This is a genomic window from Streptomyces sp. WG5 (genome assembly GCF_049974565.1).
GTDB lineage: Bacteria > Actinomycetota > Actinomycetes > Streptomycetales > Streptomycetaceae > Streptomyces.
Window position 1 is genome coordinate 1 of record NZ_JBNGGC010000039.1, and the last position, 16,561, is coordinate 16,561.

Annotated in this window: 16 protein-coding genes; 7 read left to right on the forward strand and 9 right to left on the reverse strand. The window is 73.9% G+C overall.

All coding sequences use genetic code 11. The annotated features are described in order from the left end of the window. Positions 1 to 228 precede the first annotated feature (228 nt). The 5 genes from ACP4IX_RS30800 to ACP4IX_RS30820 form a co-directional block, all read right to left on the reverse strand. Complete coding sequence (locus tag ACP4IX_RS30800) at positions 229 to 975, reverse strand: DUF3618 domain-containing protein (protein WP_426557802.1); 747 nt, start codon at positions 973 to 975, stop codon at positions 229 to 231. Continuing rightward, positions 951 to 1,382: a phage holin family protein gene (locus tag ACP4IX_RS30805; protein WP_426522478.1), complete on the reverse strand. Its 432-nt coding sequence runs from the start codon at positions 1,380 to 1,382 to the stop codon at positions 951 to 953. Before ACP4IX_RS30805 ends, ACP4IX_RS30800 begins: the two co-directional genes overlap by 25 nt. A gap of 1 nt (position 1,383) precedes the next feature. Further along, complete coding sequence (locus tag ACP4IX_RS30810) at positions 1,384 to 2,070, reverse strand: hypothetical protein (protein WP_426522479.1); 687 nt, start codon at positions 2,068 to 2,070, stop codon at positions 1,384 to 1,386. Between the two features lie 316 nt (positions 2,071 to 2,386). Further along, positions 2,387 to 3,613: an MFS transporter gene (locus ACP4IX_RS30815; RefSeq protein ID WP_426557804.1), complete on the reverse strand. Its 1,227-nt coding sequence runs from the start codon at positions 3,611 to 3,613 to the stop codon at positions 2,387 to 2,389. 129 nt (positions 3,614 to 3,742) lie between these two features. Beyond that, positions 3,743 to 4,795, reverse strand: a complete 1,053-nt coding sequence (locus ACP4IX_RS30820) for an endonuclease/exonuclease/phosphatase family protein (RefSeq protein ID WP_426522481.1) — start codon at positions 4,793 to 4,795, stop codon at positions 3,743 to 3,745. Positions 4,796 to 5,238: 443 nt separating this feature from the next. On the opposite strand from ACP4IX_RS30820, the gene panB reads away from it, so the two are divergent. From panB to ACP4IX_RS30835, 3 genes are all read left to right on the forward strand, one after another. After that, positions 5,239 to 6,114: a 3-methyl-2-oxobutanoate hydroxymethyltransferase gene (panB, locus tag ACP4IX_RS30825; protein WP_426522482.1), complete on the forward strand. Its 876-nt coding sequence runs from the start codon at positions 5,239 to 5,241 to the stop codon at positions 6,112 to 6,114. Between the two features lie 209 nt (positions 6,115 to 6,323). Continuing rightward, entirely contained in the window at positions 6,324 to 7,349 is a 1,026-nt protein-coding gene (locus tag ACP4IX_RS30830) for an ATP-binding cassette domain-containing protein (RefSeq protein ID WP_426557806.1), read from the forward strand. Further along, positions 7,346 to 8,191: an ABC transporter permease gene (locus tag ACP4IX_RS30835; protein WP_426557808.1), complete on the forward strand. Its 846-nt coding sequence runs from the start codon at positions 7,346 to 7,348 to the stop codon at positions 8,189 to 8,191. Before ACP4IX_RS30830 ends, ACP4IX_RS30835 begins: the two co-directional genes overlap by 4 nt. A gap of 12 nt (positions 8,192 to 8,203) precedes the next feature. On the opposite strand, the gene ACP4IX_RS30840 is transcribed toward ACP4IX_RS30835, so the two are convergent. After that, positions 8,204 to 11,665, reverse strand: a complete 3,462-nt coding sequence (locus ACP4IX_RS30840; RefSeq protein ID WP_426557810.1) for an AfsR/SARP family transcriptional regulator — start codon at positions 11,663 to 11,665, stop codon at positions 8,204 to 8,206. Between the two features lie 240 nt (positions 11,666 to 11,905). Between ACP4IX_RS30840 and ACP4IX_RS30845 the strand changes: the two genes are divergently transcribed. Continuing rightward, entirely contained in the window at positions 11,906 to 12,703 is a 798-nt protein-coding gene (locus ACP4IX_RS30845; protein WP_426557812.1) for a site-2 protease family protein, read from the forward strand. Between the two features lie 6 nt (positions 12,704 to 12,709). Here ACP4IX_RS30845 and ACP4IX_RS30850 read toward each other — a convergent pair whose 3' ends face one another. Beyond that, positions 12,710 to 12,901: a hypothetical protein gene (locus ACP4IX_RS30850; RefSeq protein ID WP_279563676.1), complete on the reverse strand. Its 192-nt coding sequence runs from the start codon at positions 12,899 to 12,901 to the stop codon at positions 12,710 to 12,712. Positions 12,902 to 13,001: 100 nt separating this feature from the next. Continuing rightward, positions 13,002 to 13,709, reverse strand: a complete 708-nt coding sequence (gene npdG, locus ACP4IX_RS30855) for an NADPH-dependent F420 reductase (protein ID WP_426522487.1) — start codon at positions 13,707 to 13,709, stop codon at positions 13,002 to 13,004. 240 nt (positions 13,710 to 13,949) lie between these two features. Between npdG and ACP4IX_RS30860 the strand changes: the two genes are divergently transcribed. Further along, entirely contained in the window at positions 13,950 to 14,552 is a 603-nt protein-coding gene (locus tag ACP4IX_RS30860) for a hypothetical protein (protein ID WP_426522488.1), read from the forward strand. A 22-nt stretch (positions 14,553 to 14,574) separates the two neighbouring features. On the opposite strand, the gene ACP4IX_RS30865 is transcribed toward ACP4IX_RS30860, so the two are convergent. Next, positions 14,575 to 14,808, reverse strand: coding sequence for a hypothetical protein (locus ACP4IX_RS30865; RefSeq protein ID WP_426557814.1), 234 nt, complete (start codon positions 14,806 to 14,808; stop codon positions 14,575 to 14,577). Positions 14,809 to 14,874: 66 nt separating this feature from the next. On the opposite strand from ACP4IX_RS30865, the gene map reads away from it, so the two are divergent. Continuing rightward, a complete protein-coding gene (gene map, locus ACP4IX_RS30870; protein ID WP_426557816.1) occupies positions 14,875 to 15,732 on the forward strand; it encodes a type I methionyl aminopeptidase in 858 nt (285 codons plus the stop codon). A 130-nt stretch (positions 15,733 to 15,862) separates the two neighbouring features. After that, entirely contained in the window at positions 15,863 to 16,510 is a 648-nt protein-coding gene (locus ACP4IX_RS30875; protein WP_426522491.1) for a heme oxygenase (biliverdin-producing), read from the forward strand. The last annotated feature ends 51 nt before the right edge of the window (positions 16,511 to 16,561 follow it).

Here is a 16,561-nt window from a genome sequence, read left to right on the forward strand (position 1 = left end):
TCCCCCCCACTCCCCCTGGGTGGGGGGGGCCCCCTTTACCCCCCCTTTGCTTTGTTTCCCCGGGGCCCGCCCGTTTCAGCTCGGTCCTCGCCGGTACCGGCCACGAACGGCGCCGACGCCTGAGCCGTCGCCCGCGCATGCCCGCGGCCACGCCGGAGCCCCGGGCCTCCGTCCGGGCGGGACCGGATCGGGGCTCGGGGCTCCGGGGTCGGGCTCCGGTCGTACGCGCTAGGTGGAACCCGGGCGCTGCTGCCGGGCCTCGTCCTTGAGGTGCCGGCCGGAGTCCCGCGCCTGACCGGCGACCTCGCCGCCGCGGTCGCGGGCCTCGTCCTGCGTGGTGCGGGCGGCCTGCGCCGCGCTGTCCTTCACCTCGGCGGCCGCGCTCTGCGTCACCTCCTTGGCGCCTTCCTTCAGGTGCTGCGCGGACTCGGCCGCGGCCTGCTTCACCGGCTCCAGCGCCTCGCCGCCGCGCTCCATCAGCTCGGTGGCCTTCTCCTGTTCGGTCCGGGAGGCGGGCAGCAGCGAGGACGCCAGCAGGCCGACGCCGAAGGCGACCAGGCCGGCGGCCAGCGGGTTGCCCCGGGTCTGACGGCGGGCCATCTCGGGTGCCTGCTGGGCGGCCTCTCCCGCCTGGCCGGCCGCGTCCCGTGCCGCCTCGGCCGCCCGTCCGGTGCCTTCCTGTACCGAACCGGCCGCGGAGCGCGCCGTGTCCGAGACCGAGCCCGTCGCGGAGTGCGCGGTGCCCGAGACCGAACCGGCCGCGGACTGCGCGGTGCCGGTGACACTGTGGACGGTGTGCGACGCCGTGCCCATGACCCGGTCGCGCACGCCCCACACCGCGCCGCGCATCCTGGCCCGGCGCCGGCGGACCGCCCGCCGGGGACTGGTCCGCTCGGCGAGCTGGTCCACGTCCGTGGAGAGCTGGCCGCGCGTGGCCTCTATCTCGGCCCTCATCTGGTCGGGTGACGTGCCCATTCCGCGTTCTCCTTCATGGTCTCGACGGTTCGCTCGGGCTTCGGGGAGACCGTGCGCATCCCCGCGCGGCCCTTCATGTACAGCACGGCCGCGACGACGGCCCACACCGCGGTCACGATCAGGGCCGCCCATCCCCCGTCCATGACGTTGGCCAGGCCCAGCACGGCGGCCAGCGAGAGGAACAGGAGGACCATGTAGCCGGCGAAACCGGCTCCGCCGAACATTCCGGCGGCCTTGCCCGCCCTCGTTCCCTCCTCCTTGATCTCGGCCTTGGCCAGCTCGATCTCCTGCCGGAAGAGGATCTGCAGGTCCGCGGTCACGCGGGACATGAGCTGCCCGACGGACCTGTCGTCGACGTGCGGTTCGGTGGGGCGTGTGGGGCGGGGCGCGGGTCGGACGGTGGCCATCTCACACCTCCGGGCGGGCACGTCCCGGCGCGCTGTCCGGCGGCAGACCGGTGGCGGGCGGGACGGGTGCGCTGGTGGGGGCCGCCCGCGGCGGGGCACCCGGCGCGGGGCCGGGCGGCAGCGGCGCGGTGTCCGGGGCGGCGGCCAGGCCGCCGCGGTCCGCGGCACCGGTGGCCGGCCCCTGTCCGGAGCCGTCCGAACGGGCGGCGCTGCCCGCCTTCGCCAGGCGCCCGACGGCTATTCCGGCCAGCAGCGCGCCGCCGAGGAAGGCCCCGGGACGCCGCCGGGCGAAGCCCTGGAGGTCGGACACGAGGCCTTCGGCTCCCTGCCTCTCCAGGTAGCCGGCCGCCCGGTGACCCCGGTCGGCCGCCTGCGTCGCCAGGCCGCGGACCGCGGACTCCTTGTGGGCGTTCTCGGCGAGGTCGGCGAGGTCGTCCGCCCACTGCCGCAGCGTGCCGGCCGCCCGCCTGGTCTGGCCGTTCGCCTCGGTCATCGCACGGCCGCGCAGGTCCTGGACGGCCGAGCCGGCCTGCTGCCGGGCCTCGTCGGCCACATGCCGGGCTTGTTCCGCCGCGGTTCCGGCGACCTGGCCGGCAGCCTGACCGGCCTGCCCGGCCGTCGCGGCGGCCTCTGTTCTGACCTTGTCCCCGGTTTTGCTCCTGGGGCCGGTCTGTACGGACTCACTCATCGGCGACTTCCCCTCGTCGGATGTCCTTGTGTGAGGTCCCGTGTCCGTCTCCCGGACGACCCGGCGTGTGCCGGAGGGCGCACACCGGGCGTCACACGTGACCGTCCGTCTCACGACGAGTGGCTATTTGTCGGCCTTTGACACACTTTCTGTCCCAGTAATCTCCCGCTCCTCGCGCTCCCGCCCTCCCCCACCGGCCGGGCCCCCGCGGCGATCGCCGGACCCGGGCCGGCCGTGCGGGGAAAACCGCAGGTCACCGTGGCCGGGCCCGCCCGGGCCCGCCCGGCACCCGTCCCCGGGAGGCGGGTTCCGGACGTTACCGGCGGACCGTTTCCGCGGGCTCCGGCACGTGGCCCGCGACCACGCGCTCCCGCCCGGCCGCCGGAGCGGGAGCGACACGGCGCCGGTCCACCGCGTAGGCCGCGCCGGCGACCGCCACGCCGAGCACCGCCAGCGCCGCGCCCGCCGTCGCCGGGGAGGTGGCGCCGAACCCCGCCGCGAGGGCGAGGCCGCCGATCCAGGCACCGCCGGCGTTGGCGAGGTTGAAGGCGGCCTGGTTGGCGGAGGAGGCCAGGGAGGGGGCCGCGGACGCCTTCTCCATGACCATCAGCTGGAGCGGGGAGCCGGTGAGGAAGGCGGCCATGCCCAGCAGGGCCACCGCGACGGCCGCGGTGACCTCCGTGCGCATCAGGAGCGGGAAGAGGGCGAGGACCAGGACCAGCGAGGCGAGGCCGCCGAAGAGGGTGCCCCGCAGGGAGTGGTCGGCCAGCCGGCCGCCCAGCAGGTTGCCCGCGGTGGCGCCGACGCCGAACAGCGCCAGCAGCAGCGTCACACTGGCCTCGGCGAACCCGGCGGCGTCCGTGAGCATCGGCGTGATGTAGCTGTACGCGGAGAACAGCGCGCCGAAGCCCGCGACCGTCGTGCCGAGCGCCAGCCAGACGGGGAGGGAGCGCAGGGCGGCCAGTTCGCCGCGCAGGCCCGTGGTGGGTGCGGGGGCCTTCTCGCGCGGGATCAGCGCGAGGAGCGCCGCTATCGCCGCGACGCCGATCGCGCTCACGCCGAGGAAGGTGGCCCGCCAGCCCAGCTGCTGGCCCATGGCCGTGGCCGCGGGCACGCCGACGATGTTGGCGACCGTGAGGCCGAGGAACATCAGGGAGACGGAGCGGGCCTTGCGTTCCGGCGCCACCATCCCGGTGGCGACCACCGCACCGACGCCGAAGAAGGCGCCGTGCGGCAGACCGCTGACGAAACGGGCGGCCAGGAGGGAGCCCTCCCCGGGCGCGACCGCGGAGAGCGCGTTGCCGGCCACGAAGAGGACCATGAGGGCGACGAGGACCGTGCGGCGCGACATCCGGGCGGTCGCCGCCGCGAGCAGCGGGGCGCCGATGACGACGCCGAGCGCGTAGGCCGAGACCAGGTGGCCGGCGCTGGGGATCGAGATGTGCAGGTCGTCCGCGACGTCGGGCAGCAGGCCCATCATCACGAACTCGGTCGTACCGATGCCGAAGGCGCCCACGGCAAGGGCGAGCAGGGCCAGGGGCATGAGGGGTCTCGCCTTTCGAGAGCGGAGGTGTCCGTACGGGATGAGCGTCTGTCTGGGCGCCCCGTCCGGACGTCGTTATGTTCCCGTACGGAACAAAGCCTCTCAGGGCGAGTATTCCACCGGCGAATCTCAGGAAGCCGTTGTGTCGACCTTCACACGGGCGGCGATCGGAAGGTGGTCGCTGCCGGTCTCGGGGAGGGTCCAGCTGGTCACCGGGTCGACGCCGGTGACCAGGATCTGGTCGATGCGGGCCATCGGGAACGACGCGGGCCAGCTGAAGCCGAAGCCGTTGCCCACGGCACCCTGCGGGGAGCGCATCTGGGAGGTGATCGCGGTGAGCGCGCGGTCGTTCATGGTGCCGTTGAGGTCGCCGAGCAGGATCTTGCGGGGCAGCTTCTCGTGGGAGATGGCCTCGCCGAGGGCCTCGGCGCTCTTGTCCCGCTGCCGGGCGGTGAACCCGGCCTCCAGTTTCACCCGTACGGAGGGCAGGTGAGCGACGTACACCGCGACCGGACCGGACGGGGTGGCGACGGTGGCGCGCATCGCGCGCTTCCAGCCCAGCCGGATGTCGACGGCCTTCACGTCGCTCACCGGGTACTTGCTCCACAGCCCGACGGTGCCGACGACCGCGTGGTGCCGGTACTTCGGCTCCAGTGCCCGCTCGTACGTCGGCACGGCGGACGCCTTCAGCTCCTCCAGGGCCAGCACGTCCGCGCCCGCCGCGGCCACGGCGCGGGCGGTGCCGGCGGGATCGGCGTTGTCGGCGTTGACGTTGTGCGTGGCCACCGTGAGGTCGCCGCCGGCGCCGGTCTTGTCGAAGAGCAGGCCGCCGAAGAGGTTGAGCCACACGCTCACCGGCAGCACCAGCGCGATCAGGGCCGTCGCCGACTTGCGGACGACGGCGATCACCAGCAGGACCGGGAGCAGCAGGCCGAACCACGGCAGGAAGGTCTCCGTGAGGCTGCCGAGGTTGCCGATGGCGTTCGGGATGCGCGAGTGGGCCGCCATGACGCCGGCCAGGAGCAGGGCCACCGCGGCGGTGACCAGGCCCCGGCGCCAGATCCGCCGGTCGCCGCGCCAGCCGGTGACCAGCCGGTCGAACAGACGCCGAATCCGGGTATTCCGGCGCTCGGGGCCCGAGTCGCCGTTGTCCGTCTCCGTCATGTACGCCTGCTGCGCCATACCGTCGCCTCACTGACTGCCGTGCACACCGTCGCCCCCCATGACTCAGCACCCTAGGGGATGATCGGTTCCGATCCTGCCGTCCCATGACGGCCGTACGGGCACGAGGACGCACGAACCGGAGTCCGGAGTTCCGCAGACCGTCGACACGGACGGCTCTGTGACCCACCGGGCACATTCGCCCCCTCCCTCCCCTCTTCCTCCCTCCCCTTTCCCGGCGTGACTTCCCGCCCGCGCGACGTTCCCCGTCCGCGATTTCCCCCCGTCCGCGATTTCCCCCCGTACGCGGCTTCCCCCGCTCGCGGCTGTCCCCCCGTGCGCGACTCCCCCTCGCGCGGCCCGCGACGGGGGCCCCTAGCCGCCGGGGCTCACGAGGTGCCACCATGGAGGGGATCCGGGGACGCCGTCAGGGCGCCTCGAGATGACATGAAGGAGCCGTTGCCATGACGCAGCTTTCGGCTGCCCAGACGCCACAGAGCCGCCCCGCCGACGGGAGCAAGGCGCTGTACGGGGGCAAGAGCAACCGCCGTATCACCGTCCGGGACATCGCCGCCGCCAAGGAGCGCGGCGAGAAGTGGCCCATGCTCACCGCGTACGACGCGATGACCGCGTCCGTCTTCGACGAGGCCGGCATCCCGGTCATGCTCGTCGGCGACTCCGCGGGCAACTGCCACCTCGGCTACGACACCACCGTGCCCGTCACGCTGGACGAGATGACGATGCTCTCGGCCGCGGTCGTACGGGGCACCAGCCGCGCCCTCATCGTCGGAGACCTGCCCTTCGGCTCCTACCAGGAGGGTCCGGTGCAGGCGCTGCGCTCGGCGACCCGGCTGGTGAAGGAGGCGGGCGTCGGCGCCGTGAAGCTGGAGGGCGGTGAGCGGTCGCACGAGCAGATCCGGCTGCTCGTCGAGTCCGGCATCCCGGTGATGGCGCACATCGGCCTCACCCCGCAGTCCGTCAACGCCATGGGCTACCGGGTGCAGGGCCGGGGCGAGGAGGCGGCCCAGCAGCTGCTGCGCGACGCCAAGGCCGTGCAGGACGCGGGCGCCTTCGCGGTCGTCCTGGAGCTGGTGCCGGCCGAGCTGGCCGCCGAGGTGACGCGGACGCTGCACATCCCGACGGTCGGCATCGGTGCCGGGCCCGGCACCGACGCCCAGGTGCTGGTGTGGACCGACATGCTCGGGCTGACCGGCGGCCGGGTGCCGAAGTTCGTGAAGAAGTACGCCGACCTGCGCCAGGTCATCGGCGACGCGGCGAAGTCCTTCGCCGAGGACGTCGTCGGCGGAACGTTCCCGCAGGACGAGCACTCCGTCCACTGAGCCACCGCGGCACCACACACCGGCCCCAGGGGGCTCCGCCCCCACCTCTTCGCCCCCGAGCCCGGCGCCGCTCTCGCGGAGCCGGCCGCTCGCCGTGGTGGTCCAGCGGTCGACGGTCGCGGTGCGCCGCGGGTGGGACGGCGGGACCACGGGGCCGGTGTCGGTCGGATGTCGGTGGTTTGTCGGCGGGGGCTGACAACGTCGTCGGCATGAAGCGAATCGACGACGACCCCCGGACCGCGGGCAGCGCGGTCACCGTACGGGGGCTGGTCAAGCACTACGGCGAGACCAAGGCGCTGGACGGTGTCGACCTGGATGTGCGCGAGGGCACCGTGATGGGTGTGCTCGGGCCGAACGGCGCCGGCAAGACCACCCTCGTCCGCATCCTGTCCACCCTGATCACCCCCGACGCCGGCCGGGCGTACGTCGCCGGCTACGACGTCGTACGGCAGCCGCGGCAGCTGCGGCGGGTGACAGGGCTCACGGGGCAGTACGCGTCCGTGGACGAGAAGCTCCCCGGCTGGGAGAACCTCTACCTGATCGGCCGGCTGCTCGACCTGTCCCGCAAGGACGCGCGCGCCCGGGCCGACGAGCTGCTGGAGCGGTTCTCGCTCACCGAGGCCGGCAAGCGGCCCGCGGCCACCTACTCGGGCGGCATGCGGCGCCGCCTCGACCTGGCCGCGTCCATGATCGGGCGCCCGGCCGTGCTGTACCTGGACGAGCCCACCACCGGCCTGGACCCGCGCACCCGCAACGAGGTGTGGGACGAGGTCAAGCGCATGGTCGGCGACGGCGTCACCGTGCTGCTCACCACCCAGTACATGGAGGAGGCCGAGCAGCTCGCCTCCGAGCTGACCGTCGTGGACCGCGGCAAGGTCATCGCGAACGGCGGCATCGAGGAGCTGAAGGCCAAGGTCGGCGGCCGCACCCTGCGCATCCGCCCGGCCGACCCGCTCCAGCTGCGCCCGCTCGCCTCCCACCTGGACGAGCTGGGCATCACCGGGCTCGCCAGCTCCACCGTGGACACGGAGCGCGGCGCCGCCCTGGTGCCGATCCTCAGCGACGAGCAGCTGACCGCCGTGGTCGGCGCGGTCACCGCGCGCGGCATCACGATCGCCTCCATCACCACCGAACTGCCCAGCCTGGACGAGGTCTTCCTGTCCCTCACCGGCCACCGCGCCAGTGCCCCGCAGGACACCGCGCCCGCCGACGCCCGCGAGGAGGTCGCCGCATGAGCGCCACCACCACCGCCCCCACGGCTCCCGTCTCCGCGGTTCCCGTGCAGCCGGCCGCCGACGCCCGGATCTCGGTGCGCGGGCACCTGCGGCACACCAGCGCCCTGGTACGCCGCAACCTGCTGTGGATCCGGCAGGACCCGGAGTCGATGTTCGACGCCGTCCTGTTCCCGATCGTCTTCACGCTCCTGTTCGTGTACGTCTTCGGCGGCTCCATCGGGCAGTCGCTGGGCGGCGGACAGGAGGCGTACGTGCAGTACGTCGTCCCCGGTCTGATGGCCATGATGGGCATGACCATGGCCCAGGGGGTCGGCACCGGCTTCAACCAGGACTTCAACTCCGGCGTCATGGACCGCTTCCGGTCCCTGCCGATCGGCCGCGGCTCGGTGCTGTTCGCCAAGATCGCCGTGGAGCTGCTGCGGATGCTGTTCGCGACCGCGGTGCTGATGGTCGTCGCCGTTCTCGTCGGCTTCGACATCACCGACTGGGCCGGTCTGCTGGCCTCGGTCGGTCTGTCCGCGGTGTTCGGCTCGGCCCTGATGTGGGTGTTCATCACCCTCGGCGTGATCATGAAGAACGCGCAGTCCGTGCAGGCGATGGGCTTCCTGGTGCTGATGCCGCTCCAGTTCGGCTCGTCGATCTTCGCGCCGACCGACTCGATGCCGGGCTGGCTGCAGGCGTTCACCGACTACAACCCGCTCTCCGCCCTCGCGGACACCGCGCGCGGGCTGATGGTGGGCGGCCCCGTCACGCACGACCTGTGGGTGACGCTGGGCTGGTCGGCGGCCCTGACGGCGGTGATGGCGCCGGTCGCCATCCACAAGTTCCGTACGAAGAGCTGAGTCGCGTCCGCCTCAGACGAGGGCGGTGGCCTCCTTCGCGGAGAGACCGCCGCCCTCGGCGTACGCGGCCTCGTACGCCTCGGAGCCGAGCACCTCGCGGACCCGCTCGGCGGCCCGGTCACGCGCGTCCCGCTCCAGGCCCATCGGGACGTGGTCCGGCGGCAGCATCGCCTCGGCGGCGCCGATGCAGCGTGCGGCGTCCACGGCCCGGCGCCCGCCGTCCACGCGGGCCAGCGCCATCGCGGCGATGGTCAGGTAGCCGGAGCGCATGTGCGGGGCGATGGCCGCGGACAGCGGGTCCTCGGCCCGCGCCAACGACTCCCGGATCTTGACCAGGCACTCCTCGTGCCGGTCCTCCAGCGTGGCGATCCACGCCTCGGCGGCGAGGATGAAGGCGTCGAAGACGATGAAGTGCGAGATGACGAAGTCCTTGCGCAGCAGCCGCAGCTGCATCCGCGCCTCGGCGGTCCGGCCGGTCATGCCGAGCCAGCCGGTGAGGAAGAGCCGGGCGGCCGGCATGGCGCCGCTGTGCCCGGCCACGTCGGCGCGGTCGACCACGGCGTACAGGATGCGCTCGCCCTCCTCGCCCTCGCCCGCCTCCAGCAGCACACTGCCGAGGCGGGCCTCCAGGACGTCCACCTGGGCGTGCGCGCCGAGCCGCTCGGCGTGCTGCGCGGCGGCCCGGTAGTCGGCGGCGGCGAGCCGGAACTCGCCCTTGCGCTCCCGGGCCTCGCCGCGGGCGGCGAGGGCCTCGGCGGTGCCCCAGGCGTCGCCGAGGCGGCGGTAGATCTCCAGCGCCTCGTCGGCGTCACTGGTGGCGTCGCCCGCCCACTCGGCGCGGTTGGCGAGGAAGTTGGCGCGCATCTGGAGGCTGCCGGCCAGCGCCCAGTCGTATCCCGGCGTCTCGCGGCAGGTGCGCACGGCGCCGTCCATGATCTCGCGCAGCCGCTCCATGTCGCCGGAGAGCACCACGGCGAAGAACCAGAGCAGGCCGGGAGGGAAGCAGGTCTGGGGCATGCCCGGTTCGTACGTCTCGGTGATGGCGCGCAGCTTCCGCTTGGCCGCCGGGCTCTGCCAGGCGTCCAGCTCGGTGTCCATGCAGGCGAGATGGGCCAGGTGGACGCCGCGGCGGGCCTCGGCGAGCACTTCGCCGGTCATCGGGGGCGGGGCGGCCGTGCACCGCTCCCACACCGGCTCGGCACGGCGGACCGGCTCGGCGAACGGGTCCGGGCCGAGGGTCATGACCTCGCTGAACCAGTTCCGGGCCTCCACCCGCATGTCGCGCATCTGCCAGTACCAGCTCAGCGACAGGGCCAGGCTCAGCGCCTCCTGCTCGTCGCGCTCGGCGACGGCGTGGCGCAGGGCGGTGCGCAGGTTCTCGTACTCGCGCTCCAGCCGCTCGACGGCGGCGAGCTGCCGCGGGCCGCGCAGCAACGGGTCCGTGGTACGGGCGAGTTCCCGGTAGTACGTCAGGTGCGCGCGCTCGGCGGCGGGTCGGCCGCCGGTCTCGTCGAGGCGTTCACCGGCGTACTCGGCGACGGTCTCCAGGAGCCGGTAGCGCATCCCGTCGCTCCCGGACGGCGCGGCCACGACGAGGGACTTGTCGACCAGGGAGCCGAGCGCCTCCAGGGTGGCGGGCCCGCACACGGCCTCGGCGGCGGCGAGGTCGCAGCCGCCCGCGAAGACGGACAGGCGTCCCAGCACGTCCCGTTCGTGCCCGTCGAGCAGGTCCCAGGACCAGTCGACGACCGCGCGCAGTGTCTGCTGGCGGGGCAGGCCGGTGCGGCTGCCAGAGGTGAGCAGGCGGAAACGGTCGTCGAGGCGGTCGGCGATCTGGCGCGGGGTCAGCATCCGCAGCCGGGCGGCGGCCAGTTCGATGGCCAGCGGCAGGCCGTCGAGGCGGCGGCAGATCTCGGCGCAGGCGGCCGCGGTCTCCTCGTCGGCGTCGGTGCGGAAGCCGGGGCGGGCGGCGGCGCCCCGGTCGGCGAGCAGCCGCAGCGCGGCCGGCTCGGGCAGCGGCTCCACCGGGCGCAGCAGCTCCCCCGGTACGCCGAGGGGTTCCCGGCTGGTGGCGAGGACGGTCAGGTCCGGGCAGCGGGCGAGCAGTTCCTCGGCGAGGCGGGCGGCGGCGTCGACGACGTGCTCGCAGTTGTCGAGGACGATGAGCATGCGGCGCCGGCCGCAGTGCTCGACGAGGCGCTCGACGGCGGTGGCCTGCCGGTCGGTGGCGGCGACGGCCCGCATCTCCTCGGCGCCGGCGCCGTACAGCACGGTCTCGCGGGCGCCCAGCGCGGTCAGGACGGCCTCCGGTACGGCGTCGGGGTCGTCGACGGGCGCGAGTTCGGCCAGCCACACGCCGTCCCGCGCCGTGTCCCCGGCGCCCTCCGCGGCCTCCTGCGACAGCCGGGTCTTGCCCGCACCGCCGGGCCCGAGGAGGGTGACGAGCCGCGTGGTGGCCAGGTCGGAACGGAGGGCCTCCAGGTCGGCGGCCCGGCCGACGAACGAGGTCAGCCGGGCGCGGAGGTTGCCCGGGGGGCGGGGCGCCGCGGCGGCGACAGGGTGCTCGGGCGCTCCGGAGGCGGCTTGAGCTTCGGGGGCGGCGGGAGCTCCGGGGGCGGCGGGAGCCGGGGACTGCGGGGACGACGGGGAGGACTCACGGGGCGCCGAAGGTATCCCGCCGACCGCGGGCATCGCGGGCCTCCCGGGCGTGGCGGGCTTCCCGGGCCCGGGGGCCTTCGCGGGCGCTCCGGGATTGAGCAGCGCCCCGTGCAGGGCCTGCAGTTCGGGCCCGGGATCGGTGCCGAGCCGGTCCGCGAGCAGCCGGCGTACGGCCTCGTAGGCGGCCAGCGCCTCGGCGGCGCGGCCGGTGTCGCGCAGGGCGCGCAGCCGAAGGGCCTGGAGGGGCTCGTCCAGTGGGTGCTCGTCGCACAGCGCGGTCAGCTCGGGCAGGGAGGGCTCGGCCTGTCCGAGGGCCAGGGCGGCGGTGTGGCGCGCGCGCAGGGTGTCCAGGCGCCGGGTCTCCCAGCGGGCCGCCTCGGCGGTGCGGTCGGGCAGGTCGGCGAGGGCCGGACCGCGCCACAGGGCGAGGGCGTCGTCGAGCGCCACGGCCGCCTTGGCGAGGTCGCCGTCGGCGAGGGCGCGGGTGCCCTCGCCGGCCAGCCGGTCGAAGCGGTGGAGGTCGACGTCGTCGGGGGTGGCGGTGAGCCGGTAACCACCGTCGGCGGAGGCGACCGCGTCCGCGCCGAGCGTCCGGCGCAGCCGCCCGACCAGCGCCTGGAGGGCGCCCGGTGCGTCGGCGGGCGGGTCGCCGTCCCACACCTCCTCCACCAGCAGCCCCGCCGGCACGGCGCGACCGGGCCTGAGGGCGAGCACGGTCAGCAGCGCGCGCAGCCGCGCCCCGCCCACCGGGACGAGGGTGCCGTCGGGGCGGAGAACCTGAGTGGTGCCGAGGATGCGGTAGCGCACGGGGTCCATTGTCCCCGCTGCCGTCGAAGCCGGTCACGGGGTTTTGACGGTGCGGCGCGTGGAGCAGCCGCGGATGCCCACCGGCGGCGGGCGCCGGCGGGACCGCGTCCCGCGACCTCCCGCCGTTGTTCCGGAACCTCCCGCCGCCCGCGGGACGTTTTCCCGGTGCGCCCGGTACGGTCGGGCAGTCCCGCCGGCCCCCCGGCCGGCCCCGCAGGCCCCATGTGTGTCCGACAGCCAGGGAGTCCCATGACCACCGCCACCTCCCGCCCCAGCGACCGGCGGATCAGTCCCGTGTTCCTCGGGATCGTCGCCGTCGCCGCGGTCACCGGCTGGGCCACCTGGACCGGGTTCGCCGAGCAGCCGGGTCTCGCCGTGTTCCTGTTCGTGACGGCCGCGTGGGTCGTGTCGCTGTGCCTGCACGAGTACGCGCACGCCCGCACCGCGCTGCACAGCGGCGACATCTCGGTCGGCGCGAAGGGCTACCTCACGCTGAACCCGGTCAAGTACACGCATGCCCTGCTGAGCATCGTGCTCCCGGTGCTGTTCGTGATCATGGGCGGGATCGGTCTGCCGGGCGGTGCGGTGTTCATCGAGCGCGGGCGGATCCGGGGCCGCTGGCGGCACAGTCTGATCTCGGCCGCGGGCCCGCTGACGAACGTCCTGTTCGCGGTGGTGTGCACGGCCCCGTTCTGGCTGGACGCGCTGGACGGCGTGCCGCGCGACTTCCGGATCGCGCTGGCCTTCCTGGCGCTGCTCCAGGTCACGGCCGCGGTCCTGAACTTCCTGCCGGTGCCGGGCCTGGACGGCTACGGGGTGGTCGAGCCGTGGCTGTCGTACAACGTGCGGCGGCAGGTGGAGCCGCTCGCGCCGTTCGGGCTGCTGATCGTGTTCGCGCTGCTGTGGATCCCGGCGCTCAACGGCGTGTTCTTCGACGCCGTCGACGCGGTCCTGCGCGGCCTCGGGATCAGCGAGGTCGACACCTACTGCGGCTTCGAGCTGTACCGCTTCTGGCAGACGGACGAGCTGTGCTCGGTCGTCGGCTGACGCCGGTCAGCCCGTGACGGACGTGGCGCGGCGGGCGTCCCGGCCGCGCTTGACGTAGTACCAGCACATGTTGGACGACACCCCCGACAGCAGCACCCACACGACGCCGATCAGCACGCTGCCCTGCACGAAGGAGACGACTGCGGCGGCCACGGCGAGTACGCAGACGGCCAGGGCGTAGAGGGCGAGGCGGGGCATGGTGCGGGCTCCTGTCGGGGGACACGTGCGGGTACTGCGGCGAACACGGGCGGTACGGGTACTGCCGTACCGCCGGCACCCACCAGTGTCCCCCATCGCCTCAGACGTCGGTGACGCGGAGCCCGGCGTGTGCCTTGTAGCGGCGGTTGACGGAGATCAGGTTGGCGACGAGCGACTCGACCTGGTGGGCGTTGCGCAGCCGCCCGGCGAAGACGCCGCGCATGCCGGCGATGCGCCCGGCGAGGGCCTGCACGATCTCGACGTCGGCGCGCTCCTCACCGAGCACCATGACGTCGGTGTCGATCTCGTCGATCTCCGGGTCCTGGAGGAGGACGGCGGACAGGTGGTGGAAGGCGGCGGCGACCCGGCTGTCCGGCAGCAGGGCGGCGGCCTGCTCGGCGGCGCTGCCCTCCTCGGGCTTGAGCGCGTAGGCGCCCTTCTTGTCGAAGCCGAGCGGGTTGACGCAGTCGACGACGAGCTTGCCGGCCAGTTCCTCGCGCAGGGCCTCGAGGGTCTTGCCGTGGCCGTCCCAGGGCACGGCGACGATCACGACGTCGCTGCGGCGGGCGGTCTCGGCGTTGTCGGCGCCCTCGACGCCGTGCCCGATCTCCTCGGCGGCAACCTGGGCGCGCTCGGCGGCGCGCGAGCCGACGATCACCTTCTGGCCGGCCTTGGCGAGGCGGTAGGCGAGGCCCTTGCCCTGGGGGCCGGTGCCGCCGAGTACGCCGACGACGAGCCCGGAGACGTCGGGCAGGTCCCAGGGGTCCTTGGCGGGGGCCTTCTGTGCAGCACTGTCGGTAGAGGTCATGGGCCGACCCTACGTCCGTACCGGCCGCCGGACGGGTTCGGGTTCCACCCGGTGTCGGGCCGTTCCGGGTCCGTCCCGGAGCCCCCTCGGACCGTCCCCGGCGCGCCCTCGGACCGTCCCCGGGGAGTTGCGGGCAGTCCTCCGGCCGTTCCCGGGCCCTTCCCCGGGCCGTCCCCGGGTCGGGCGAATTCCGGGCGGATCCCGGGCGGCGCGGTCCGGGGTGCGGCAGGATGCGGGCCCATGGACGCCGTACGGGTCGCGCTGCTGCGGGACGTGCTCGCCGGAACCGAGTGGCTGGGGGCCACCCGGGGGTTCGCCGGGGCGCTGCGGGGGTCCGTGGTCCCGCACGGCGGCGGGCTGCTGCTGGTGGGCACCGCCGGGTACGAGCCCTGGCACCTGGCGGCGCACCTGGTGGACGAGGCCGCCTGGTCGGGGACACCGGAGCTGGCCCCCACGCTCGTACGGCACGACGCGCGCCCGTCGGACCCGGCACACCTCGCGGTGGGTCTCGGGCGGCTGGCGGCGGCCCGGCGCGGGGAGACGCTGCTCGTGGTGACGCCCGACGCCCCGGGAGCCCCGCTGCTGGAACGGGTGCACGACGCCCGCCGGGCCGGCGCGACGGTGCTGGCGCTCGGCACCGGCGAGCGGGAGCTGACGGCCATGGCGCACGAGACACTGACCGTGCCGGAGGGCGCCGAGCTGAACCTGGACACGGTGCAGCACCTGGTCAGCGCGGCGGCCGGCGAGAACACGGTGCCGCCGCCCCGGGGCCGCCGCCGCTTCCGGGACCGCCTCTCCCGGCTGGCCGACCACCTGACGGCCCCGCCTCCGTCCCGCTGGTGACCGGACGTCCGGGCAACGGCGGTCAGTCCCCGTCCGCGCGCCCCTCGGCGGAGGCGTCGTGCCACCTGGGGTCGTTCTCCCACTCCAGGTTGCGCTCGCGGGCGGTCTGCATCGCCTGCTCGGCCTCCGTACGGGACGCGTACGGCCCGAAACGGTCCTTGCCCGGGCAGTCCGGCCCCTCCTCGACCTTCCGGTGCTCCAGGCAGTAGTACCACTCGCCCGGTTTTCCGACCGTGCGCTTCTTGAACAAGGCCATGACCGGCTCCTTTCGCCCACCTGCCGGGGACATGCTCCCGTAGGCCCGCTGGTTAGACTCGCTGACATGTCTGGCCAGTCGCTGCTCGTACCAGGGGAGCTTTCTCCCACCCGTTCCGTACCCGGAAACATCCGCCGGCCCGAGTACGTGGGCAAACCCGCGCCGACGCCGTACACCGGGCCGGAGGTGCAGACGCCGGAGACGATCGAGGCCATGCGCGTGGCCGGCCGGATCGCGGCGCGGGCGATGGAGGAGGCCGCGAAGATCATCGCGCCCGGCGTGACGACGGACGAGCTGGACCGGGTGGCGCACGCGTACATGTGCGACCACGGCGCCTACCCCTCCACGCTCGGCTACCGCGGTTTCCCCAAGTCCCTGTGCAGCTCGGTCAACGAGGTCATCTGCCACGGCATCCCCGACTCCACGGTGCTGCGCGACGGTGACATCGTCAACCTCGACGTGACGGCGTACATCGGCGGAGTGCACGGCGACAACAACGCGACCTACCTCGTCGGGGACGTCGACGAGGAGAGCCGGCTGCTGGTCGAGCGCACCCGCGAGGCACTGGCCCGCGCGATCAAGGCGGTCAAACCGGGCCGGCAGATCAACATCATCGGCCGGGTCATCGAGTCGTACGCGAAGCGGTTCGGATACGGGGTGGTGCGGGACTTCACCGGGCACGGGATCAACTCGTCGTTCCACTCGGGGCTGATCGTCCCGCACTACGACAGCCCGCACGCGACGACCGTCATCCAGCCCGGGATGACGTTCACCATCGAGCCGATGCTGACGCTCGGGACGCACGAGTACGACATGTGGGACGACGGCTGGACGGTCGTCACGAAGGACCGCAAGCGGACGGCGCAGTTCGAGCACACGCTGGTGGTGACGGACTCGGGCGCCGACATCCTCACCCTTCCGTAGCCCCACCGCGTCCCTTCCCAACGCCCGCTCTCCTCGGAGGGCGGGCTTTCGCGTGTCCGGGTACGCTTTTACCGACAGCGCGTCGGAAAAGCATTGACTTAGGTAAGCCTAACCAGAGAAAATCGGCCTCATGGACTCCTTCTCGACCCTCATCCGCACGGCCTCCCACGAGCAGCACGTGGAGGCGGAGACCTCCACCTTCATGAGCGACCTGCTCGGCGGCCGGCTCGGCGTCGACGCGTACGCGCGCTACACCGAGCAGCTGTGGTTCGTCTACGAGGCACTGGAGGCCGGCGCCGGCCGGCTGGCCTCGGACGCGGTGGCCGGGCCGTTCGTCCGGCCGGAGCTGATGCGGCTGGCCTCGCTGGAGCGGGACCTGGCCCACCTGCGCGGCCCGCGGTGGCGCACGGGGCTGACCGCCCTGCCCGCGACCGAGGAGTACGCGGCCCGGGTGCGCGAGTGCGCCGAGCAGTGGCCCGGCGGGTACGTCGCCCACCACTACACGCGCTACCTCGGCGACCTGTCCGGCGGGCAGATCATCCGCGACAAGGCGGAGCGGACGTGGGGCTTCGCCAAGAAGGGCGACGGGGTCCGCTTCTACGTCTTCGAGGAGATCACCAACCCGGCCGCCTTCAAGCGCGAGTACCGCGAGCTGCTGGACGGCATCCCCGCGGACGACCTGGAGAAGCAGCGGGTCGTCGCCGAGTGCAAGCGGGCCTTCGCCCTGAACACGGCGGTCTTCCAGGGGCTGGGCGAGGAGTTCCCGCTGTCGGCGTGAGGCGGACCGGCCGGACCGGCACGACGGCGGCCGGTGCGAAGGCAGCCGGCA